The sequence below is a fragment of the Massilia sp. LC238 genome (assembly GCF_000735635.1).
Classification (GTDB): Bacteria; Pseudomonadota; Gammaproteobacteria; order Burkholderiales; family Burkholderiaceae_D; genus Telluria; species Telluria varians.
In genome coordinates, this window is sequence record NZ_JNNN01000069.1 from 1 (window position 1) to 21,787 (window position 21,787).

Below are 21,787 nucleotides of genomic sequence, written 5' to 3' on the forward strand. Positions count from 1 at the left end.
ACTCTTCGACGTCATGTTCTGTACGCGAAAAGTCGCAGAAATCGACCTCAGGATTAAGGCGTAGAATGGTTCGACATGTGTCACCTATGTCTCTAGACATGTGTAACCCATGTCCCTGTGCCATACAAACCCGCCCACCCTACTGTAATACGCTAGAGCCGATAGTTCGGCCTCTGTGATACGTAGAATGAATCAGTGCTTTTCCTCGCCGATCAGCGCCAGCGAATCGTGCTCGCGCTGGTTGGCCGCATGGCGGCGTCCGATGAAGTACATGATGCCCGCCACCGACAGGCCGAACATGACGATGATGATGTCCAGGTCCAGGTTCAGCGTGATCATGATGGCGTACAGGGCCAGCATGGTCAGGATCGACAGGTTCTCGTTGAAGTTCTGCACCGCGATCGAGTGGCCGGCGCTCATCAATACGTGGCCGCGGTGCTGCAGCAGCGCGTTCATCGGCACCACGAAGAAGCCCGACAGGAAGCCGATCAGGGCGAGCAGCGGGTAGGCCAGGTTCACCGTGGTCACGAAGACCATGCTGCACACGACCAGGCCCATGATGATCCCGAGCGGGATCACGGTGAGCGATTTGCGCAGCGGGATCATGCGCGCCGCCATCGCCGCGCCCAGCGCGACGCCGATCGCGACCACGCCGATCAGGTTGGTGGCCTTGTCCAGCGGCATGTGCAGCGAGCGCTCGGCCCATTTCAGCACGATGAATTGCAGGGTCGCGCCGGCGCCCCAGAACAGGGTGGTGACGGCCAGCGAGATCTGGCCCAGCTTGTCGCGCCACAGGGTGGCCGAGCAGTTGGCGAAGTCGGCGATCAGCTTGGCCGGGTTGCGCTCCTGGTGCTCGTAGCGCGCGCCGGTATCGGGAATGCGCAGGTTGAACAGGGCCGCCAGGATGTAGACGCCGACCACCACCGCCATCGCCGCTTCGGCGCCGGTGCTCACGCCCGGCAGGTCCAGGCCCAGCAGGAAGTTGGAGCCGCGCTCGCTCACCAGGGCGCCGCCGGCCACGGTGCCGAGGATGATCGACATGACGGTCAAGCCCTCGATCCAGCCGTTGGCGGGAACGAGCTTTTCGGGCGGCAGCAGTTCGGTCAGGATGCCGTACTTGGCGGGCGAGTAGACCGCCGCGCCGAAGCCGACCACGGCATAGGCGAGCAGCGGGTGCACGGTCAGGAACATCAGCGCGCAGCCGGAAATCTTGATCAGGTTCGCGATGAACATCACGCGGCCCTTGGGCAGCGAATCGGCGAAGGCGCCGACGAAAGCGGCCAGCAGCACGTAGAACAGGACGAATGACAGCTTCAGCAGGGGTGTCAGCGAAGCCGGGGCGTTCATCGACGTCAGCAGACTGATTGCGACAAAGAGGAGCGCATTGTCTGCCAGCGACGAGAAGAACTGCGCCGCCATGATGGTATAAAAGCCACGGTTCATTCGAAAAGAGTAAAAACTGGTTCGAGTTGCTTTATACCATGAATGCCCCTTGCGCCAAAAGAAAACCCGGCATGTCAAAAGCGCTGCCGCGCCCGGTCCGGTAAAATAGACCCTTTCCCGCACTGCGGCCAATACGCCGGTTTTCGCCATGCCACGCCCGCTTTCCGCCACCATCCACCTCGATTCGATGCAGCACAACCTGCAGCGCGCGCGCATGGAAGCGCCGCACGCGAAGATCTGGGCGGTCGTCAAGGCCAACGCCTACGGACACGGCCTGGAGCGCGGCATGCGCGGCTTCGCCCAGGCCGACGGCCTGGCCCTGGTCGAGACCGAAGGCGCCCTGTGGCTGCGGCAGAATGGCTGGACCAAGCCGATCCTGCTGCTCGAGGGAATCTTCGACGCCCAAGATGTGCCGATGCTGGCCGAGCACAACATCAATAGCGCCGTGCATAACATCGAGCAGATCAAGATGCTGGAATACACCCGGCATTTCCGCCCGATCGACGTGCACCTGAAGATGAATACGGGGATGAACCGCCTGGGCTTCACGCCAGGCGAGTACGAGGCGGCCTACCGGCGCCTGCGCGCCATTCCCGACGTGCGCCACATCACCCACATGACCCACTTCGCCAATGCCGACGAGCTGGAGCATCCGCGCCTGACCATCGCCGAGCAGGTGCGCCGCTTCCAGTTTGGCGCCGGCGACTTGCCGGGCGAGCGCAGCCTGTCGAATTCCGGCGGGGTGCTGCACCAGGGCGAGCTGGGCGATGCGCTGTCGAACGACTGGGTCCGCCCCGGCATCATGCTGTACGGCGGCACTCCGGGCGGCCGCTCGGCCCTCGATTATGGCCTGCTGCCGACCATGACCCTGCGCTCCGAGGTCATCGGCATCCAGCACATCGAGGCCGGCGACACGGTCGGCTACGGCAGCCGCTTCGAGGCGACCGGCCCGATGACGGTGGGGGTGGTGGCCTGCGGCTATGCCGACGGTTACCCGCGCCACGCGCCGCACGGCACCCCGGTGATCGTGGACGGCGTGCGCACCACACTGGTGGGCCGGGTCTCGATGGACATGATGACGGTCGACCTGACCCCGATCGCCAATGCCAGGGTCGGCAGCAAGGTGACGCTCTGGGGCGACGGCCTGCCGGTCGACGAGGTGGCCCATGCCGCCGGCACGATCGGCTATGAACTGATGTGCGCGCTCGCCCCACGGGTGCGCGTGATGGAAGGAAGAATGGGAACCGATGGCTAAGTCACGAACCTCTTTTGTCTGCAGCGAGTGCGGCGCCGTCGCCAGCCGCTGGTCCGGCCAGTGCCCGGATTGCAAGGCCTGGAACACGATGGTGGAAACCGTCGCCGAGCCGCAGGGCGTGAACCGCATGTCGCAGACCGCGCACAAGGCCCTCGCACAGACCGCGCCTGTGTTGTCACTGCGGGACATCGAGGCCCTGGACGTGCCGCGCTTCGGCACCGGCATCGAGGAATTCGACCGCGTGCTGGGCGGCGGCCTGGTGGCCGGCGGCGTGGTGCTGATCGGCGGCGACCCCGGCATCGGCAAGTCGACCCTGCTGCTGCAGGCGCTGGCCAACCTGGCGGCCACCCGCAACACTTTATATGTGAGCGGCGAGGAATCCGGCGCCCAGATCGCGCTGCGCGCGCGCCGCCTGTCGGTGGATTCGGCCGAGCTCAAGCTGCAGGCCGAGATCCAGCTCGAAAAAATCCTCGGCACCCTGGCGGATTTAAAACCCGAAGTGGCGGTGATAGACTCGATCCAGACCCTGTATTCGGACGCGCTCACCTCGGCCCCGGGCTCGGTGGCCCAGGTGCGCGAATGCGCGGCCCAGCTCACCCGGGTGGCCAAGCAGACCGGCGTGACCATCATCCTGGTCGGCCACGTGACCAAGGAGGGCGCGCTGGCCGGTCCGCGCGTGCTCGAGCACATCGTCGATACTGTGCTGTATTTCGAGGGCGACACCCAGAGCAGCTTCCGCCTGGTGCGCGCCATCAAGAACCGCTTCGGCGCGGTGAACGAGCTGGGCGTGTTCGCCATGACGGAAAAGGGGCTGAAGGGCGTCTCGAATCCCTCGGCGCTGTTCCTGTCGCAGCACGACAGCCAGGTGCCGGGTTCCTGCGTGATGGTGACCCAGGAGGGGACCAGACCTTTGCTGGTTGAAATTCAAGCCCTGGTCGACGCCAGCCACCTGCCGAATGCACGTCGACTGTCGGTCGGCCTGGAGCAAAATCGCCTGGCGATGCTGCTGGCCGTGCTGCATCGTCACGCCGGCATCGCGGCCTTCGATCAGGACGTGTTCATCAATGCGGTGGGCGGGGTGAAGATCACCGAGCCGGCGGCCGACCTGGCGGTCCTGCTGGCGATCAACTCGTCGATGCGCAACAAGCCGCTGCCGCGCGGGCTGGTGGTGTTCGGCGAAGTCGGCCTGGCCGGCGAAATCCGGCCGGCGCCGCGCGGGCCGGAGCGCCTGCGCGAAGCGGCCAAGCTCGGCTTCTCGATCGCGGTGATCCCGAAAGGGAACGTGCCCAAGCAGAAGATCGAGGGCATGACCATCATCGCTGTCGAGCGCATCGACCAGGCCTTCACCAAGCTGCGCGAGCTGGATTGAGCTCTTATAATAGTGTCTGGCTCATCCGTTAATAGTGTCTAACGTGTTCAACGAACAAAGAAAATCCGAACGCAAGGTGCTGCGCGTGCGCGCGCGCGTGGCCATGGAAGGCGCGGCGCCCGTCAGCGGCCGCACCAGCGACCTCGGCGCCAATGGCGTCAGCATCAACCTGCCGGACCCGCTGCTGGTCGGGCAGGCCGGCCAGCTCAGCTTCGACCTGCTGGTCGACGGTAACATCGTGCCCATCAGCGCACGCGCCAAGGCGCTGTATTGCATTTTTAGCAATGGCGAATTCAAGGTCGGCTTCCAGTTCCTGAACCTGGAACTGGCGGCGATGACGGCGGTGGCACGTTTCCTGCGCTGACCGGATCGAGCGGCACAATACAAAGCGGCGAGCGCCCATCGGGCCTCGCCGCTTTTTTCGCCGTATGACATGACCCGGTGATCCGGGCCGACACTATTCGTGATAGTGATCGTGCAGCTTTTCCGAGCCCCCACGGATCTCTTGCCAGATCTCGAAGGCGACCAGCCCGGCCAGGCCGCTGAGTATGCCAAACACCATTACGCTGAACATAAACACTAACGCTTTTCAGCATCCCCTCCCTATGAAGAACACACTTCCAGCTTAGCAGAGGGCGGCGTATTTACAAGGGCGCAGGGCGGCCGGGCAGCTGAATAATTTTATATCGTCCGGCAGTGTGTGACAGGACTGCCGGACTGCGTCAAGATAGCGCCACCGGCTGGATTATTACATCTGTCATCAACTTGTCATATTCGGCCAGTAGACTTCGCAGCGTCAATGAAACGGGACCCGTCCCGGACCTCTCTTAAGGATCCATCATGCGCATGAAGCATCTGTTCGTCTCCGTCGCCATCGCCGCCACCAGCATCGCTGCCAGCGCCCAGGCCGCCAACATCACCGGCGCCGGCGCGACCTTCCCGTATCCGGTCTACGCGAAATGGGCCGAGCTGTACCAGAAGGCATCGGGCACCGGCCTGAACTACCAGTCGGTCGGTTCGGGCGCGGGCATCAAGCAGATCAAGGCCAGGACCGTGAACTTCGGCGCCTCGGACATGCCGCTGCCGGCCGCCGAGCTGAATGCCGCCGGCCTGTTCCAGTTCCCGGCCATCATGGGCGGCGTGGTCCCGATCATCAACCTGCCGGGCGTGGCCCCGGGCCAGGTGCGCCTCTCGGGCGCCGTCCTTGCCGACATCTACCTGGGCAAGATCACCAAGTGGAACGCGCCGCAGATCGCCGCGCTGAACCCGGGCGTCAAGCTCCCGGCCGACGACATCACCGTGGTGCGCCGCGCCGACAGCTCGGGTACCTCCTTCCTGTTCACCGACTACCTGGCGCAGGTCAGCCCGGAATGGAAGTCGAAGATCGGCGCTGGCACCGCGGTGAAGTGGGCGGTGGGCGTGGGCGGCAAGGGCAACGAAGGCGTGGCCGCCAACGTGCAGCGCATCAAGGGCTCGATCGGCTACGTCGAGTGGGCCTACGCCAAGAAGAACCGCATGCAGCACACCCAGCTGCAGAACAAGGACGGCGTCTTCCTGCAACCGAGCGACGACGCCTTCAAGGCCGCAGCTGCCGGCGCCAACTGGGCCGGCACCCCGGGCTTCGCCGTGGTGCTGACCAACCAGGCGGGCAAGGCGAGCTGGCCGATCACCGGCGCCTCCTACATCCTGATGCACAAGACCCAGCCGAACGCCGCGACCGCCAAGGAAGTGCTGAAGTTCTTCGACTGGGCCTACAAGAACGGCGGCGCCGCAGCCGCCGAACTGGACTACGTGCCGATGCCGGACAGCGTGACCAAGCTGGTGCAGGACGCCTGGCGCGCCAACCTGAAGGACGCGGCGGGCAAGGCGGTCTGGTAAATCACCCTCGATAAGAAGTGCGAGGGAGGGCCGGCAGCTCCGGCCCTTCCGTTTGCCAGAAAGATTGACAAAAATCCATGAGCGTACAACCATCCGCCACGCTGCAGGACCTGGCCGATCCGGCAGCGGTCGATGCAGCCCACCAGTCCGAAGCACTGCGCAAGACCATGCGCAAGCAGCGCATGCAGGACTTCTTCTTCCACAAGATCACGCTGCTGTTCGCGGCCTCGGTCCTCCTGGTGCTGGTCGGGATCATCGTCTCGCTTGCCATCGGCGCGGCGCCGGCCTTCAAGGAGTTCGGCGCCGGCTTCATTTCGCGCGTGGAATGGGATCCGGTGGGCGACCAGTTCGGCGCCATGATCGCGATCTGGGGCACGCTCGCCACCTCGATCATCGCCTTGGCGGTGGCCTTCCCGATCAGCTTCGGCATCGCCCTGTTCCTGACCGAGATCTGCCCGGTGTGGCTGCGCCGCCCGATGGGCACCGCGGTCGAGCTGCTGGCCGGCGTGCCTTCCATCATCTACGGCATGTGGGGCCTGTTCGTGTTCGCGCCCCTGTTCGCCGACCATGTCCAGCCGCTGCTGAAAAATACCATCGGCCAGCTGCCGGTGATCGGCCAGCTGTTCCAGGGCCCGACCATGGGCATCGGCATCCTGACCGCCGGCCTGATCCTGGCAATCATGATCATCCCCTTCATTGCGTCGGTGATGCGCGACGTGTTCGAGATCGTCCCCACCGTCCTCAAGGAATCGGCGTATGGCCTCGGCTGCACCAAGTGGGAAGTGGTGCGCAAGGTGGTGCTGCCCTATACCCGCAACGGCGTGGTGGGCGGCGTCATGCTGGGCCTGGGCCGCGCGCTGGGCGAGACCATGGCCGTCACCTTTGTCATCGGCAACGCCCACGACCTGTCCTGGTCGCTGTTCTCGGCCGGTAACTCGATTTCCTCGACCCTCGCCAACGAATTCGCCGAGGCCGCCACGCCGCTGCACTCGTCCTCGCTATTCGCCCTGGCCCTGATCCTGTTCGCCATCACCTTCATCGTGCTGTCGGCCGCCAAGCTGATGCTGGTCGGGATGTCGCGCAAGGAAGGCACCAAATAATGACTACCACTGCAAAGAACCCGGTCTACCGGAAGCGCCTGCTGGCGCACCGCATCGGCATCGTCCTGTCGATCCTGGCCATGGGCATCGGCCTGGCCTTCCTGGCCTGGATCCTGGCGACCCTCCTGATCAACGGCCTCGGCGCGCTGTCGTGGAACATGTTCACGGCCGATACCCCGGCGCCGGGCAGCGAAGGCGGCGGCCTGCGCAACCCCATCGTCGGCAGCCTGATGATGGTCGGCCTGTCGACCCTGGTCAGCACTCCGATCGGCATCCTGGCCGGCATCTACCTGGCCGAATACGGCGAGAACAACCGCTTCGCCCAGGTGACGCGTTTTGTTACCGACATCATGCTGTCGGCGCCGTCGATCGTGATCGGCCTGTTCGTCTACGCCCTCTACGTCGCCAACGTGCAGCACTTCTCGGGCTACGCCGGCAGTATCGCGCTGTCCCTGATCGCGATTCCGGTGGTGGTGCGCACCACCGACAACATGCTGCGCCTGGTGCCGAACAGCCTGCTCGAGGCGGCCTACGCCCTGGGCGCGCCGCACTGGAAGGTGGCGATGACGGTGCGCCTGCGCGCCGTGAAGGCCGGCGTCGTCACCGGCGTGCTGCTGGCCGTGGCCCGCATTTCGGGCGAAACCGCGCCGCTGCTGTTCACCGCCCTGAACAACCAGTTCTACAGCAACGACATGAACGCACCGATGGCCAACCTGCCGGTGGTGATCTTCCAGTTCGCGATGAGCCCCTACGACGACTGGCGTTCGCTGGCCTGGGGCGGCGCGCTGCTGGTGACCTTTACCGTGCTGCTGCTGAACATCCTGTCGCGGACCCTGTTCAGCCAGAAGACTCCGCGCTAATTTACCTTTAAAAAAGTGATGACCCAAGCTATGCAAAACCAGGTGCCGACCGCTGCCAAGAGCAAAACGATCGAGATCTCCGGCCTGAACTTCTTCTACGGTAAGACGCAGAGCCTGAAAGACGTGTCGCTCGACATCCATGACAAGCAGGTCACGGCCTTCATCGGGCCCTCGGGCTGCGGCAAGTCGACCCTGCTGCGCACCCTGAACCGCATGTACGATCTGTATCCGGGGCAGCGCGCCGAGGGTTCGATCATGTACCGCGGCCGCAATATTCTGGAGCCGGGCGTCGACGTCAACATGCTGCGCGCCAAGGTCGGCATGGTGTTCCAGAAGCCGACCCCGTTCCCGATGTCGATCTACGACAACATCGCCTTCGGCGTGCGCCTGTACGAGAACCTCTCGAAAGGCGAAATGGACGAGCGCGTCGAATGGGCGCTCAAGAAAGCGGCCCTGTGGGAGGAAGCCAAGGACAAGCTGAACAAGAGCGGACTGTCGCTGTCGGGCGGCCAGCAGCAGCGCCTGTGCATCGCCCGCGGCGTCGCGGTGAAGCCGGACGTGCTGCTGCTGGACGAGCCGACCTCGGCGCTGGACCCGATCTCGACCGCCAAGATCGAGGAACTGATCAGCGAACTGAAGCGGGACTACACGATCACCATCGTGACCCACAACATGCAGCAGGCCGCGCGCTGTTCCGACTATACCGCCTACATGTACCTTGGCGAACTGGTCGAATTCGGCGAGACTGACCAGATCTTCATGAATCCGGCTCGCAAGGAAACGCAAGACTACATCACTGGCCGTTTCGGCTGACCGAACAATACGAACCTGACTGGAGAGCAGTATATGACTGGCGAGCATTCATCCAAACAGTATGACCAGGAGCTGGAAGCGATTCGTTCCAAGGTCCTGCTGATGGGCGGCATGGTGGAAACCGCGTTCGACGAGGCGATGGAAGCCTTCCGCGCCGGCGATGCGGCGCGCGCCGAGCGCGTGATCGCCGACGACCACGCGGTCAACCAGCTCGAAGTGCAGCTCGACGACGCCTGCAGCCACCTGATCGTGCGCCGCCAGCCGACCGCGAACGACCTGCGCACCGTGATGGCGACCATCAAGGTCATCACCGACCTGGAACGCATCGGCGACGAGGCCACCAAGATCGCGCGCAGCACCAAGAGCCTGCACGAACGCGGGGGCGGATCCTTCGCCCACTACGACACCGTGCGCACCATCGCGCGCGCCGCCTCGGACATGCTGCACGGAGCGCTGGATGCCTTCGCGCGCCTGGACGGCAAGCAGGCGCTCGAACTGATCGCGGCCGACGAAGTCATCAACCACGAGTTCCGCACCATCATGCGCAACGTGATCACCTTCATGATGGAAGACCCGCGCACCATCTCGTCGGCGCTGGACACGCTGTGGGTGGCCAAGGCCATCGAGCGCATCGGCGACCACGCCAAGAACATCGCCGAATACGTCATCTACGTGGTGGAAGGCCGCGACATCCGCCATAGCAAGCCGGCGCCGACCGAACAGGCGGGTGTCTAGGCATGGCGGACAACACGAGCGTCCTGGTGGTCGAAGACGAACCCGCGATCGTCGAGCTGGTGAAGTATTCGCTGCGCGAAGCGGGCTGGGACATCCGCAGCGCCGACACCGTGGGCGGCGCCTGGGACAGCATCACGCGCGGCAAGCCCGACCTGGTGCTGCTGGACTGGATGCTGCCGGACCAGAGCGGCCTGCGCCTGCTGTCGCGCCTGCGCGGCGACCGCGATTTCCAGGAGATCCCGGTCATCATGCTGACCGCCAAGAGCATGGAAGAAGACAAGCTGGCCGGCCTGAACACCGGCGCGGACGACTACGTCACCAAGCCGTTCTCGCCGCGCGAGCTGCTGGCCCGGAGCCGCGCGCTGCTGCGCCGCAAGAGCCCGCACCTGGCCGAGGCGCCGCTGCGCGCCGGGACCGTGGTGCTGGACCCGAACAGCTGCACCGTGACGGTCGAGAACCAGCAGATCGAGATCGGCAATGCCGAATACAAGCTGCTCAAGTTCCTGCTGGCCCACCGCGAGCGCGTGTTCTCGCGCGCCCAGCTGCTCGACAAGGTCTGGGGCGACCATGCCGTGATCGAGGAGCGCACGGTGGACGTGCACGTGCTGCGGCTGCGCAAGGCGCTCCGGAGCGCCGATGGCCTGATCCGCACCGTGCGTAGCGTCGGCTACATGCTGTCCGAGAAGTAAAGGGCGGCGATGCGCTCGATGAACCCGAAGCTGCTGTTCTGGGTGCCGGCACTGCTGCGCCTGGGCCTGATGTTCGCCGCGGCCGGCATCGTCTGGTGGATGGCGAGCCTGGTCGAGGCCCTGGTCTTCGCGCTGGCGGCGCTGGTGATCGCGCTGTTCGTCCAGCTGCGCTACCTGCACGAGCTGGGCGAATGGCTGAACCACCCGCACTCGAGCCGCTTGCCGGACGGCTGGGGCGCCTGGACCGACGTGTTCGCGCGCCTGTACCGCCTGCGGCGCGAGGACGAGCGCCACCAGGCCGAGATGGCCGAGTGGCTGGCGCGCTTCCGCCAGGCCATGCAGCTGCTGCCGGAAGGCGTGGCGATCATGGACGACGTCCTGTTCCTGGAATGGTGCAACGAAGCGGCCGAGCGCCACCTGGGCCTGACCATGGCGCGCGACAAGGGCCTGCGCGTGACCAACCTGGTGCGCCACCCCGAATTCATCGACTACGTGATCCTGGGCCGCTACGAGCAGCCGCTCACCTTGTCCTTCCGCGGCCGCAAGCTCGAGTGCCGCATCATCCCGTTCGAGAACCGGCGCCAGATCCTGGTCACGCACGACGCCACCGATACCGAACGCATCGAAGCGATGCGCCGCGACTTCATCGCCAACGCCTCGCACGAACTGCGCACGCCGCTGACGGTGATCGTCGGCTTCCTGGAGATCGCGATGTCCGATCCGGGCCTGGACGTGGCCACCCGCACCGCGCACCTGGAACTGATGACCGATCAGGCGCACCGCATGCAGCGCCTGATCGGCGACATGCTCACCCTGTCGCGCCTGGAGTCGGACGAGTTCCCGTTCAAGCGCGAACGGGTCGACATGCGCGCGCTGGTCGACTCGGTGGCGGCGGAGGCGCGCGCCCTGTCGGGCGGCCGGCATCAGGTGGAAGTCGCGTTCGACGGTCCGGACGTGATGGGCAGCCTGGAAGAGTTGCGCAGCGCCTTTGCCAACCTGGCCTCGAATGCGGTGCGCTACTCGCCGAACGGCGGCAGCATCCGGCTGGCCTGGAGCCGTGGACCGGACGATCTGCGCTTCACGGTGACGGACAGCGGCATCGGGATCGAACCGATCCATATCTCACGGCTGACCGAGCGTTTTTACCGAGTGGACAAAAGCCGCTCGCGCGAGACCCAGGGCACCGGGCTGGGGCTGGCGATCGTCAAGCACGTGCTGCTGCGGCACGGCGGGCGATTGCAGATCAGTTCGGTACCGGGGCAGGGGAGCAACTTCACGGCGGTGTTGCCGAATACCTCGCTGCCGGGCTAGGTCGACCCGCCGCCATCGGGCTGGCGTGCCGAATGAGCAAGCATTGGCGCAAGCCCATGCAGCCGGCTGCCTTGGAGTCTTGCGGTGCGGCAATAGAATTGGCCTGAGAGAGCGTAGATTGCACTACCAGTGCAATCGCCGATTGCTGGATCAACGCCCTCGACGCCATCATGTCCTATCCCCTCTGCCAGCCTTCGGGCATGGTTCCGCCCACACGCACTGCGTTGGAAGCAGCGGATCCGCCTGAACTCGCCGCTGCCATCAGCCGCCTGCAGGCCGGCGACTACCAACGCGCTTACGCGGAAGCACTGCCCTTCGTTTCCGCCAACAATAATCGCTTGTACTGCGACGCCAACCGCCTCTGTGCGATCGCGTGTTCCGAATCCAGGCAATGGACGAAAGCCGCCGCATACTGGCAAGCCCTGTTCGCCGGCGAGGCGACGGCGCATAACGCCTTGCAGGTAGCGACCAGCACGGTCATGGCGGATATGGTGGAGCAGGGGCTTGCATGGGCGGAGCGCGCTCGCGCGCTCACCGCGCTGTCGCACGAGATGCCCGAGGCCGCGATCCTGACGAAGGTGCTGTCCGCCCTGACCACGGCAGGCCACCTGGAGGCCGCCTTCCCGCTCCTGGAGGTACTCGGAAAGCATGCCGGCCGGGAGTGGTACACCTCGATGCTCCCGCATCTGGATGAACGCGGTAGAACGGAATTGATGGCATGGCTGGACGGAGAGTGCGCTCCGGCCTGAGCATGGGCCGCTCTTCGGCCTTCACGCTATGCCTCCATCCTTCTACCAGCCTTCCGGCCGGATCCCGGCGCTGACCGTCCTTGCGTTTCTCTGCTCCCTGGCCGGCGCCGGCCTTGGTGCGTTTCTCTACGCATTGGCGTCGGTGTCCGCGCCCGGCTACGTGAGCGCCTTCCTGACCCTGGCCTACGCGCTATGGCTCGCTTTCCTTGTTCACGCAGCGTGTCATCTGGCAAAGGTGCGCAATCCCGGCTTCATGAAACAGTTCGGCCTGCTTGTCGGATTATCGGCTTGGGCCCTCCACTGGATGTGCTGGATCGTTTTCGCATCATTCGACAACTTTCGAAGTATGCCTGGCCCATCCTTCCTGGTGGCCGTGGCCGACCTGTTCGCGGGTCCAGGTGTGCTGTTGCAGGAACTTGGCGCGGCGATCGAGGCGACCGAGTGGTCCGAGGACAGACACGACTTCTTCGCCAGGGCCGTGTGCTGGCTGTTCGAACTCTCCATCCTCGTTTCATTGCCCAGCCAGGCGGGCGCCTCGCGGGCCGGCAGGCCGTTCTGCGAAGCCTCGCAGCGCTGGGCAGGGGTCATCCGGCTCCCGCAGCGCTTTGCGGTCGACACCGTGCTCGGCGCGCGTCAACATCTCGCGGCGCATCCCGAGCAATTGTTGACGACCTTGCGGCCCTTGAAATCCGAGCGGTGCGATCATGCGACGGTGACGCTCTATTCCGGGAAGCAGGACAGCTTCATCTCGGTGGAAACGAGCAAGAAATGGTTTGACCGCCGCAACGGCGGGCAGGAGCAACGCATGATCGTGGAATGCCTCCGGGTTCCCCCAGGAGCCCTCGACCAGTTCATGCGACGCTTGTCCCATCCGGACGGGGGCACAAGGCACGCCAGATCGAAGAAGGCTGCAAAGAGATCGATGAAGAATTCGGCAAGGGCGTCGTGAGTGTCGCATCTGCCGGCTTTGGCGAGAGCCGGCGGACTCAGGTTACAATCGTGTTTCGTTCGCTCAAGCACCCCATATGTTCTCTCGCCGTAGCTCCCTGATCGCCTGCGCCGCGCTGTTCCTGAGCGCCTGCGGCAGCACCCCGACCCAGCCCCCCGCAACGCCCGTCGCCCAGCAGGTGACGCCGCCCCCACCGCCACGCAAGGTGAGAATCGGCCTGGCCCTCGGCGGCGGCGCCGCCCGCGGCTTCGCCCACATCGGCGTCATCAAGGCGCTCGAAGCCCAAGGCATCGTGCCCGAGATCGTGGTCGGCACCAGCGCGGGCTCGGTGGTCGGCTCCCTGTACGCCTCCGGCCTGAACGGCTTCGCGCTGCAAAAGACCGCGCTTGCCATGGACGAGGCCACGATCTCCGACTGGGCGCTGCCGCTGTTCGGCAAGTCGACCGGGGTGCTGAAGGGCGAGGCGCTGCAGAGCTACGTCAACAAGGCTGTCAATAACCTGCCGATGGAGCGCCTGAAGATCCGCTTCGGCGCCGTCGCCACCGACCTCAAGACCGGCCAGCCGATCCTGTTCAACAAGGGCAATACCGGCATGGCCGTGCGCGCCTCGTCGGCGGTGCCGAGCGTGTTCCAGCCGGTGAAGATCGGCGCCAAGACCTATGTCGACGGCGGCCTGGTCGCGCCGGTGCCAGTCAAATTCACCAAGGACATGGGTGCCAAGTTCATCATCGCGGTGAACATCTCCAGCGCCACCGAAGGCGCGGCCACCGCCAGCTCGCTTGACGTCCTGATGCAGACCTTTAGCATCATGGGGCAACGCCTGAATCACTTCGAGCTGAAGGAAGCCGACATCGTCATCACGCCGAACCTCGGCAACATGGGCAGCGCCGACTTCAGCAACCGCAACCTGGCGATCCTCGCCGGCGAGCAGGCGGCAGCGGCCGTCATGCCGCAGATCAAGGCCAAGCTCAAGGCCAAGCAGCAAGGACAATAAAGGAACCAAGATGAAAACCAAGCCTTATCTCACCCTCGAAGACGTCAAAAAGATCGCCACTGGCGCCGAGGCCGAAGCGCTGCGCAATAACTGGGCGGTGGCCTTTGCCATCGTCGACGACGGCGGGCACTTGCTGTGGTTCCAGCGCCTCGACGGCGTACCGCCGGTGTCCTCGCATCTTGCCCCGGCGAAGGCCAGGACGGCAGCGCTGGGCCGCCGCGAGTCGCGCATCTACGAAGAAATCATCAACAACGGCCGCGTGTCCTTCCTGTCCGCGCCGGAACTGGAAGGCATGCTGGAAGGCGGCGTGCCGGTAGTGGTCGACGGCCACGTGATCGGTGCGGTGGGCGTGTCGGGCGTGAAGTCGACCGAGGACGCGCAGATCGCGAAGGCCGGCATCGCCGCCCTGACCGGCGAATAACAGCCGGGCTCGTCATGTACCTGAAAGGGAAAGGCACCTGCGGGTGCCTTTTTCTTTATTTCGCAAAAGCAGCAAAACACGGTTTGCGCGCCGCTTCGACGCACGATTGGGCAAAATCAGCGCCACTTTTGTAGAATTGCTGCATTGCCGAATAGGTCCATTCCGCGCTATAATTCGGAAGTTTAACCATTCACACATTTGCCGTAGCGCCTACCCACCATCCCTCATTCAACTAGATGTCCAGCTACCGGCAAGCAGTCTCCGCCCGGGTTTGTTGGATGCCGGTCTGACGTGGCGAAGCTACGGTAACTTTATTGGGAGTTACCCTTGCCGCCATTTTTTTCTGGCCCAGCCGTCCCGGCCATCCTGGCCCTCGCTGACGGAACGATTTTCAAAGGATATTCCATTGGAGCCACCGGTCACACGACCGGCGAAGTGGTGTTCAACACCGCGATTACGGGCTACCAGGAAATCCTCACCGACCCCAGCTATTCGCGTCAGATCGTTACCCTGACGTACCCGCACATCGGCAACTACGGCGTCAACCCGGCCGACGTCGAGGCTTCCAAGGTCCACGCCGCCGGTCTGATCATCCGTGACCTGCCGCTGCTGGCATCGAATTTCCGTTCCACCCAGTCGCTGTCGGACTACCTGAAGCAAGAAAACGTGGTCGCCATCGCCGGCATTGACACCCGCAAGCTGACCCGCATCCTGCGCGAGAAGGGCGCGCAAGCCGGCGCCATCCTGACCGGCATCCAGGGCAAGGAGCCGCTGGAAACGCAGGCGCTGGAACTGGCGCGTTCCTTCCCGGGCCTGGCGGGCATGGACCTGGCCAAGGTCGTGTCCGTGAAAGAACCCTATGTGTTCACCGAGACCGAGTGGAAGCTCGGCGAAGGCTTCGGCAAGCAGGATAATCCCCAATACCACGTGGTCGCTTTCGATTACGGCGTCAAGCGCAACATCCTGCGCATGCTGGCGGAGCGCGGCTGCAAGGTGACCGTGCTGCCGGCCCAGGCGACCGCCGCCGACGCGCTGGCGCTCAATCCTGACGGCATCTTCCTGGCCAACGGCCCGGGCGACCCCGAGCCTTGCGACTATGCGATCAAGGCCAGCGCGGAGCTGATCGAGAAGGGCATCCCGACCTTCGGTATCTGCCTCGGCCACCAGATCATGGCGCTGGCCTCCGGCGCCAAGACCATGAAGATGAAGTTCGGCCACCATGGCGCCAACCACCCGGTGCAGGACCTCGATTCGAAGAAGGTCCTGATCACCTCGCAGAACCACGGCTTCGCGGTCGACCCGGAGACCCTCCCGGCCAACTGCCGCGTCACCCACGTGTCGCTGTTCGACGGTTCGCTGCAGGGCTTCGAGCGCACCGACAAGCCTGCCTTCTGCTTCCAGGGCCACCCGGAAGCCTCGCCCGGCCCGACCGACGTCGCCTACCTGTTTGACCGCTTCATCGGCCTGATGCAAGCAGCGGAGAAAAAGTAAATGCCAAAACGTAGTGATATCAAAAGCATCCTGATCATCGGCGCGGGTCCGATCGTCATCGGCCAGGCGGTCGAATTCGACTATTCGGGCGCCCAGGCCTGCAAGGCCCTGCGCGAAGAAGGCTACAAGGTCATCCTGGTCAACTCGAACCCGGCGACCATCATGACCGACCCGGAAACGGCGGACGTCACCTACATCGAGCCGATCACCTGGAAGGTCGTCGAGCGCATCATCGCCAAGGAGCGTCCGGACGCGATCCTGCCGACCATGGGCGGCCAGACCGCGCTGAACTGCGCGCTCGACCTGCACCACAACGGCGTGCTGGAAAAATACAAGGTCGAGCTGATCGGCGCGACCCCGGAAGCCATCGACAAGGCCGAGGACCGTTCCAAGTTCAAGGATGCGATGACCAAGATCGGCCTCGGTTCGGCGCGCTCGGGCGTGGCGCACTCGATGGAAGAGTCGTGGGCGGTGCAGCGCGAGCTGGGCTTCCCGACCATCATCCGTCCGTCCTTCACCATGGGCGGCAGCGGCGGCGGCATCGCCTATAACGAAGAAGAATTCGAAGCGATCTGCAAGCGCGGCCTGGAAGCCTCGCCGACCAACGAGCTGCTGATCGAAGAGTCCCTGCTCGGCTGGAAAGAGTACGAGATGGAAGTCGTCCGCGACAAGAAGGACAACTGCATCATCATCTGCTCGATCGAAAACCTGGATCCGATGGGCGTCCACACCGGCGACTCGATCACCGTCGCGCCGGCGCAGACGCTGACCGACAAGGAATACCAGATCATGCGCAACGCGTCGATCAACGTGCTGCGCGAGATCGGCGTCGACACCGGCGGCTCGAACGTGCAGTTCGCGATCAACCCGAAGGACGGCCGCATGATCGTCATCGAGATGAACCCGCGCGTGTCGCGTTCCTCTGCGCTGGCCTCGAAAGCCACCGGCTTCCCGATCGCCAAGGTCGCGGCCAAGCTGGCCGTCGGCTTCACGCTGGACGAGCTGCGCAACGAGATCACCGGCGGCGCGACCCCGGCGTCGTTCGAACCGTCGATCGACTACGTCGTCACCAAGATCCCGCGCTTCACCTTCGAAAAATTCCCGACCGCGGACAAGCACCTGACCACCCAGATGAAATCGGTGGGCGAGGTGATGGCCATGGGCCGCACCTTCCAGGAATCCTTCCAGAAGGCCCTGCGCGGCCTGGAAGTGGGCGTGGACGGCCTGAACGAGAAGACCCGCGACCGCGAGAAGATCGAAGAAGAACTCGGCGAGCCGGGCCCGGAGCGCATCTGGTACGTGGGTGACGCATTCGCCCAGGGCTTCACCCTGGAAGAGGTGCACAACCTGACCAAGATCGACCCGTGGTTCCTGGTGCAGATCAAGGAGATCGTCGACATCGAGCTGTGGCTGGATCACCAGAAGCTCGAGAGCCTGGACAAGCCGCTGCTGTACAAGCTGAAGCAGAAGGGCTTCTCGGACCGCCGCCTGGCCTTCCTGATGCAGACCACGCCGCAAGCCGTGCGCGCGCGCCGCCACGAACTGGGCATCCGTCCGGTGTACAAGCGCGTCGACACCTGCGCCGCCGAGTTCGCGACCAACACGGCCTACATGTACTCGACCTACGACGAGGAGTGCGAGTCCAACCCGACCGACAAGAAGAAGATCATGGTGCTGGGCGGTGGCCCGAACCGTATCGGCCAGGGCATCGAATTCGACTACTGCTGCGTGCACGCGGCCCTCGCCATGCGCGAAGACGGCTACGAGACCATCATGGTCAACTGCAACCCGGAGACCGTGTCGACCGACTACGACACCTCGGACCGCCTGTACTTCGAATCGCTGACCCTGGAAGACGTGCTGGAAATCGTCGACCTGGAGAAGCCGGAAGGCGTGATCGTCCAGTACGGCGGCCAGACCCCGCTCAAGCTCGCCCTGGACTTGGAGGCCAACGGCGTGCCGATCATCGGCACCTCGCCGGACATGATCGACGCGGCCGAAGACCGCGAGCGCTTCCAGCAGCTGCTGCAAAAGCTCGGCCTGCGCCAGCCGCCGAACCGCACCGCGCGCACCGAAGCCGACGCCCTGGCGCTGGCCGACGAGATCGGCTACCCGCTGGTGGTGCGCCCGTCCTACGTGCTGGGCGGCCGCGCCATGGAGATCGTCCACGAGCAGCGCGACCTCGAGCGCTACATGCGCGAAGCGGTCAAGGTCTCGCACGATTCGCCGGTGCTGCTGGACCGCTTCCTGAACGACGCCATCGAAGTCGACGTCGACTGCATCTCGGACGGCGAAGCCACCTTCATCGGCGGCGTGATGGAACACATCGAACAGGCCGGCGTGCACTCGGGTGACTCGGCCTGCTCGCTGCCGCCGTACTCGCTGTCGCCGGAGACCATCGCCGAGCTGAAGCACCAGACCTCGCTGATGGCCAAGGCCCTGAACGTGGTCGGCCTGATGAACGTGCAGTTCGCGATCCAGCAGTCCGAAGTCGACGGCAAGACCGTGGATGCCGTCTTCGTGCTGGAAGTGAACCCGCGCGCATCGCGTACCGTGCCGTTCGTGTCGAAGGCGACCGGCCTGCAGCTGGCCAAGATCGCGGCGCGCTGCATGGTGGGCCAGGCCCTGGCCCAGCAGGGCATCACCAAGGAGGTGACCCCGCCGTTCTACAGCGTCAAGGAAGTCGTGTTCCCGTTCGTGAAGTTTCCGGGCGTCGACACCATCCTGGGACCGGAAATGAAGTCGACCGGCGAAGTGATGGGCGTGGGCGAGACCTTCGGCGAAGCCTTCGTGAAGTCGCAGCTGGCGGCCGGCATCAACCTGCCGACCAAGGGCACGGTGTTCCTGTCGGTGAAGGGCGCGGACAAGCCGCGCGCCGTCTCCGTGGCGCGCGAACTGGTGGCGCTGGGCTTCTCGCTGGTGGCCACCAAGGGCACTGCGGCCGTCATCGAAGCGGCCGGCATCCCGGTGCGCCAGGTGAACAAGGTGCTGGAAGGCCGTCCGCACGTGGTCGACATGATCAAGAACCGCGAGATCGTCATGGTGGTGAACACCGTGGAAGAGAAGCGCTCGGCGATCACCGACTCGCGCACCATCCGTACCTCGGCCCTGCAGTCGCGCGTGGTCACCTACACGACCATCGCCGGCGCGGAAGCCGCGATCGAGGGCATGCGCCACCTGGACGAGCTGCGCGTCTACGATTTACAAGGTCTCCATAAAACCTTAAACTAAGCAGCACGTAGTACCAACGCAACCACAGAGCTCGCGCGGCCTGCGCCGCGCGCCTCTGTGGTTTTCACTTGGTACGTCCAATCACGAATCAACGTAGAGCGACATGAACACTACCGTACCACTGACCAAATACGGCGCCGAACTCCTGAAGGAAGAGCTGCACCAGCTCAAGACCAAGGAACGCCGTAACGTGATCGACGCGATCGCCGAAGCGCGTTCGCACGGCGACCTGTCGGAAAATGCCGAATACGATGCAGCGAAAGAGCGCCAGGCCTTCGTCGAAGGCCGCATCGCGGAACTCGAGGGCAAGCTGAGCGCCGCCCAGATCATCGATCCGGCCACGCTGGATGCGGAAGGCCGCGTCGTGTTCGCCTCGACCGTGGACCTGGAAGACCTGGAAAACGGCCAGAAGGTGAGCTACCAGATCGTCGGTCTCGATGAAGCCGACATCAAACTGAACAAGGTGTCGGTGACCTCGCCGATCGCCCGCGCCCTGATCGGCAAGTATGCCGGCGACGTGGTGGAAGTGCAGGCCCCGTCGGGCCCGCGCGAATACGAAATCCTCGAAGTCCGCTACGTCTGATGCCGGACAGCCGGACCGCAGTGCCGTCCCATTCCGCTTCCCGCGTTTCCCGTATCGCAGCCGCCCGGCTGCTGGTGGCGGTGCTGTGGGCTGGGGCGCTGTGGACGCTCGGGTATATCGCGGCGCCGGCGGTATTCGCGGCGGTGCCGAGCACGGTGGCTGGCGACGTCGTCGCCGTCCTGCTGCACCGCCTGGGCTGGGTCTCGCTCGGCTGTGCGGCCGCGATGCTGGTGCTGGCGCGCTTGTCCCGCGATCTCGATGCCGGGCGGCGCCGTTTCCTGAACCTGCTGGTGCTGGCCATGCTGGCCTGCGCGCTGGTGATGTGGGTCGGCCTGCAGCCGGGCATGGCGCAGATGCGCGAACTGGCGGGCCCGGGCGGGGTGAGGGCATCGCCGTACTGGACGCAGTTCGCCGTGATGCATGGGGTGTCGCAGCTGTTCCACGTCATTGAAAGCGTGCTCGCTGCGGTGCTGGTGCTCAAGAGCCGCGGACCTTCAGCTTAGAAGGCTGAGGCCCGATCCGGTCCGGCACGCGTAAAAAAACCGGGTTACCCCGGTTTTCCGCTCGGCGCGTGCCATCACTTGTTCAGTGAATTCTTCTTGGTGGAAGTCTGACGCGGCTTGGCGCGCTTGATGTTGCCGCCCGCCGTCACGCGCTCGTTTCCTTTCAGCATGACCTTGGTGACGCTCGGCTTCTTGGTGCCGCTGGCGCTGGCCTTGACGATGGTGACTTCGCGCATGCCCTTGCCGGCCTTGCTGCTGCGTTCCTTGACGGCTTCCTTCTTCGGACGGTAGAGCACCAGCAGCTTGCCGATGTGCTGGACAGGCGCCGCGTCGAGTTCCGCGCAGATCTGTTCGTACATGGCGATGCGGGCTTCGCGGTCGTCGCCGAACACGCGCACCTTGATCAGGCCGTGTGCGTCGAGGCTGGAAGCGATTTCCTTCATGACCGATTCGGTCAGGCCGGATTCGCCGATCATGACGACTGGATTGAGTCCGTGGGCTTCGGCGCGCAGTGCGCTGCGCTCGGCCGGAGTGAGTTTAAGCATAATAAATTTTGAATTACCTTTAAAAGCAGTATTCTACGCGAATGGCCAAGAACAAATTAAACAAAAACTGGTTGCACGACCATATTAATGACCCGTACGTCAAATTGGCCCAGAAAGACGGCTACCGCGCCCGCGCCGCCTACAAGCTCAAGGAAATCGACGAAAGCGAAAAGCTGATCAAGCCGGGCCAGGTCATTGTCGACCTCGGCTGCACCCCCGGCAGCTGGGCCCAGTATACCCGGCGCAAGCTGGCCGGCGCGGACGGTGGCGGTATCCACGGCACCATCATCGGGCTGGACATGCTGCCGATGGAGCCCATCGCTGATGTTCAGTATATCCAGGGCGATTTCCGCGAAGAGGAAGTGCTGGCCCAGCTCGACGAGCTGCTGGAGGGGCGCAAGGCGGATCTGGTGCTGTCCGACATGGCCCCGAACCTGTCGGGAATTCCGACCGCCGATGCGGCGCGGATGGAACACTTAATCGACCTGGCAATTGAGTTTTCGCAAATGCACATGAAACCAGGGGGCGCATTGCTGGTGAAGTGCTTTAAAGATATGGGATTTACCCAGATACTGGAAAAGTTTCGTACCGAATTCAAGACCGTCAAGCAGGTCAAACCCAAAGCCAGTCGGGACAAATCGTCGGAAATTTTCCTGCTTGGACGCGGTCTGAAGAATCCAGCAGACTAAAAAGCGCGTCGGATGCGCGTTTTGCCCTTGATATTCGGCGCGGCAACCGCACATCAGCCGCGTGAGGCTGGCTGCGCGACCCCATGCGTAGCCAGTCTGGCATGAAAAAATGGCATTTCAGCACTATTCCCGTACGTTGCGTGGCGGCGTCGGCTTATTGCGGTTAAAATCGTCATACT

General features: G+C 64.2%; 21 protein-coding genes. 19 read left to right on the forward strand and 2 right to left on the reverse strand.

The window, feature by feature from the left end; all coding sequences use genetic code 11:
* Nucleotides 1-192: 192 nt before the first annotated feature.
* Nucleotides 193-1,443 carry a lysophospholipid transporter LplT gene (gene lplT, locus FG94_RS19255; RefSeq protein WP_036215008.1) on the reverse strand — a complete coding sequence of 417 codons (1,251 nt, stop codon included), beginning with the start codon at nt 1,441-1,443 and terminating at the stop codon, nt 193-195.
* Nucleotides 1,444-1,591: 148 nt separating this feature from the next.
* Here lplT and alr point away from each other — a divergent pair, with 148 nt between their 5' ends.
* The 18 genes from alr to FG94_RS19345 all read left to right on the forward strand — a co-directional run bounded on the left by alr (nt 1,592) and on the right by FG94_RS19345 (nt 20,374).
* Nucleotides 1,592-2,698: an alanine racemase gene (gene alr, locus FG94_RS19260; protein WP_036215011.1), complete on the forward strand. Its 1,107-nt coding sequence runs from the start codon at nt 1,592-1,594 to the stop codon at nt 2,696-2,698.
* Complete coding sequence (gene radA / locus FG94_RS19265) at nt 2,691-4,067, forward strand: DNA repair protein RadA (protein WP_036215014.1); 1,377 nt, start codon at nt 2,691-2,693, stop codon at nt 4,065-4,067. The genes alr and radA overlap by 8 nt, the downstream gene beginning before the upstream one ends.
* Before the next feature lie 43 nt (nt 4,068-4,110).
* Nucleotides 4,111-4,431, forward strand: coding sequence for a PilZ domain-containing protein (locus FG94_RS19270; protein ID WP_036215018.1), 321 nt, complete (start codon nt 4,111-4,113; stop codon nt 4,429-4,431).
* A gap of 476 nt (nt 4,432-4,907) precedes the next feature.
* The gene (pstS, locus tag FG94_RS19275) at nt 4,908-5,945 is read left to right on the forward strand and encodes a phosphate ABC transporter substrate-binding protein PstS (RefSeq protein ID WP_036215021.1); all 1,038 of its coding nucleotides are present in this window, start codon (nt 4,908-4,910) and stop codon (nt 5,943-5,945) included.
* A gap of 77 nt (nt 5,946-6,022) precedes the next feature.
* Nucleotides 6,023-7,045 carry a phosphate ABC transporter permease subunit PstC gene (gene pstC, locus FG94_RS19280; protein WP_051996927.1) on the forward strand — a complete coding sequence of 341 codons (1,023 nt, stop codon included), beginning with the start codon at nt 6,023-6,025 and terminating at the stop codon, nt 7,043-7,045.
* A complete protein-coding gene (gene pstA / locus FG94_RS19285; protein WP_036215022.1) occupies nt 7,045-7,905 on the forward strand; it encodes a phosphate ABC transporter permease PstA in 861 nt (286 codons plus the stop codon). Before pstC ends, pstA begins: the two co-directional genes overlap by 1 nt.
* Before the next feature lie 18 nt (nt 7,906-7,923).
* Nucleotides 7,924-8,718: a phosphate ABC transporter ATP-binding protein PstB gene (gene pstB, locus FG94_RS19290; RefSeq protein WP_036215023.1), complete on the forward strand. Its 795-nt coding sequence runs from the start codon at nt 7,924-7,926 to the stop codon at nt 8,716-8,718.
* A gap of 33 nt (nt 8,719-8,751) precedes the next feature.
* On the forward strand, nt 8,752-9,453 hold the full coding sequence (phoU, locus tag FG94_RS19295; RefSeq protein ID WP_027865010.1) for a phosphate signaling complex protein PhoU: 702 nt from the start codon (nt 8,752-8,754) through the stop codon (nt 9,451-9,453).
* A gap of 2 nt (nt 9,454-9,455) precedes the next feature.
* Complete coding sequence (locus tag FG94_RS19300; RefSeq protein WP_036215024.1) at nt 9,456-10,142, forward strand: response regulator; 687 nt, start codon at nt 9,456-9,458, stop codon at nt 10,140-10,142.
* An 18-nt stretch (nt 10,143-10,160) separates the two neighbouring features.
* On the forward strand, nt 10,161-11,453 hold the full coding sequence (gene phoR / locus FG94_RS19305; RefSeq protein ID WP_036215066.1) for a phosphate regulon sensor histidine kinase PhoR: 1,293 nt from the start codon (nt 10,161-10,163) through the stop codon (nt 11,451-11,453).
* Between the two features lie 170 nt (nt 11,454-11,623).
* The gene (locus FG94_RS19310) at nt 11,624-12,202 is read left to right on the forward strand and encodes a hypothetical protein (RefSeq protein WP_051996928.1); all 579 of its coding nucleotides are present in this window, start codon (nt 11,624-11,626) and stop codon (nt 12,200-12,202) included.
* 28 nt (nt 12,203-12,230) lie between these two features.
* Nucleotides 12,231-13,151, forward strand: coding sequence for a hypothetical protein (locus FG94_RS26165; RefSeq protein WP_051996929.1), 921 nt, complete (start codon nt 12,231-12,233; stop codon nt 13,149-13,151).
* A gap of 76 nt (nt 13,152-13,227) precedes the next feature.
* A complete protein-coding gene (locus tag FG94_RS19320; protein WP_036215026.1) occupies nt 13,228-14,145 on the forward strand; it encodes a patatin-like phospholipase family protein in 918 nt (305 codons plus the stop codon).
* A 10-nt stretch (nt 14,146-14,155) separates the two neighbouring features.
* Nucleotides 14,156-14,566: a heme-binding protein gene (locus FG94_RS19325; protein ID WP_036215030.1), complete on the forward strand. Its 411-nt coding sequence runs from the start codon at nt 14,156-14,158 to the stop codon at nt 14,564-14,566.
* A 327-nt stretch (nt 14,567-14,893) separates the two neighbouring features.
* Nucleotides 14,894-16,057 carry a glutamine-hydrolyzing carbamoyl-phosphate synthase small subunit gene (gene carA / locus FG94_RS19330; RefSeq protein WP_036215033.1) on the forward strand — a complete coding sequence of 388 codons (1,164 nt, stop codon included), beginning with the start codon at nt 14,894-14,896 and terminating at the stop codon, nt 16,055-16,057.
* On the forward strand, nt 16,058-19,288 hold the full coding sequence (carB, locus tag FG94_RS19335; RefSeq protein ID WP_036215036.1) for a carbamoyl-phosphate synthase large subunit: 3,231 nt from the start codon (nt 16,058-16,060) through the stop codon (nt 19,286-19,288). It begins immediately after the preceding gene.
* 103 nt (nt 19,289-19,391) lie between these two features.
* Entirely contained in the window at nt 19,392-19,871 is a 480-nt protein-coding gene (gene greA, locus FG94_RS19340; RefSeq protein ID WP_027865017.1) for a transcription elongation factor GreA, read from the forward strand.
* Entirely contained in the window at nt 19,871-20,374 is a 504-nt protein-coding gene (locus tag FG94_RS19345) for a DUF4149 domain-containing protein (RefSeq protein WP_051996930.1), read from the forward strand. Before greA ends, FG94_RS19345 begins: the two co-directional genes overlap by 1 nt.
* A 74-nt stretch (nt 20,375-20,448) precedes the next feature.
* Here FG94_RS19345 and yhbY read toward each other — a convergent pair whose 3' ends face one another.
* Entirely contained in the window at nt 20,449-20,919 is a 471-nt protein-coding gene (gene yhbY / locus FG94_RS19350) for a ribosome assembly RNA-binding protein YhbY (protein WP_027865019.1), read from the reverse strand.
* Between the two features lie 41 nt (nt 20,920-20,960).
* Here yhbY and FG94_RS19355 point away from each other — a divergent pair, with 41 nt between their 5' ends.
* Nucleotides 20,961-21,608, forward strand: a complete 648-nt coding sequence (locus FG94_RS19355; protein WP_036215039.1) for an RlmE family RNA methyltransferase — start codon at nt 20,961-20,963, stop codon at nt 21,606-21,608.
* Nucleotides 21,609-21,787 lie beyond the last annotated feature (179 nt).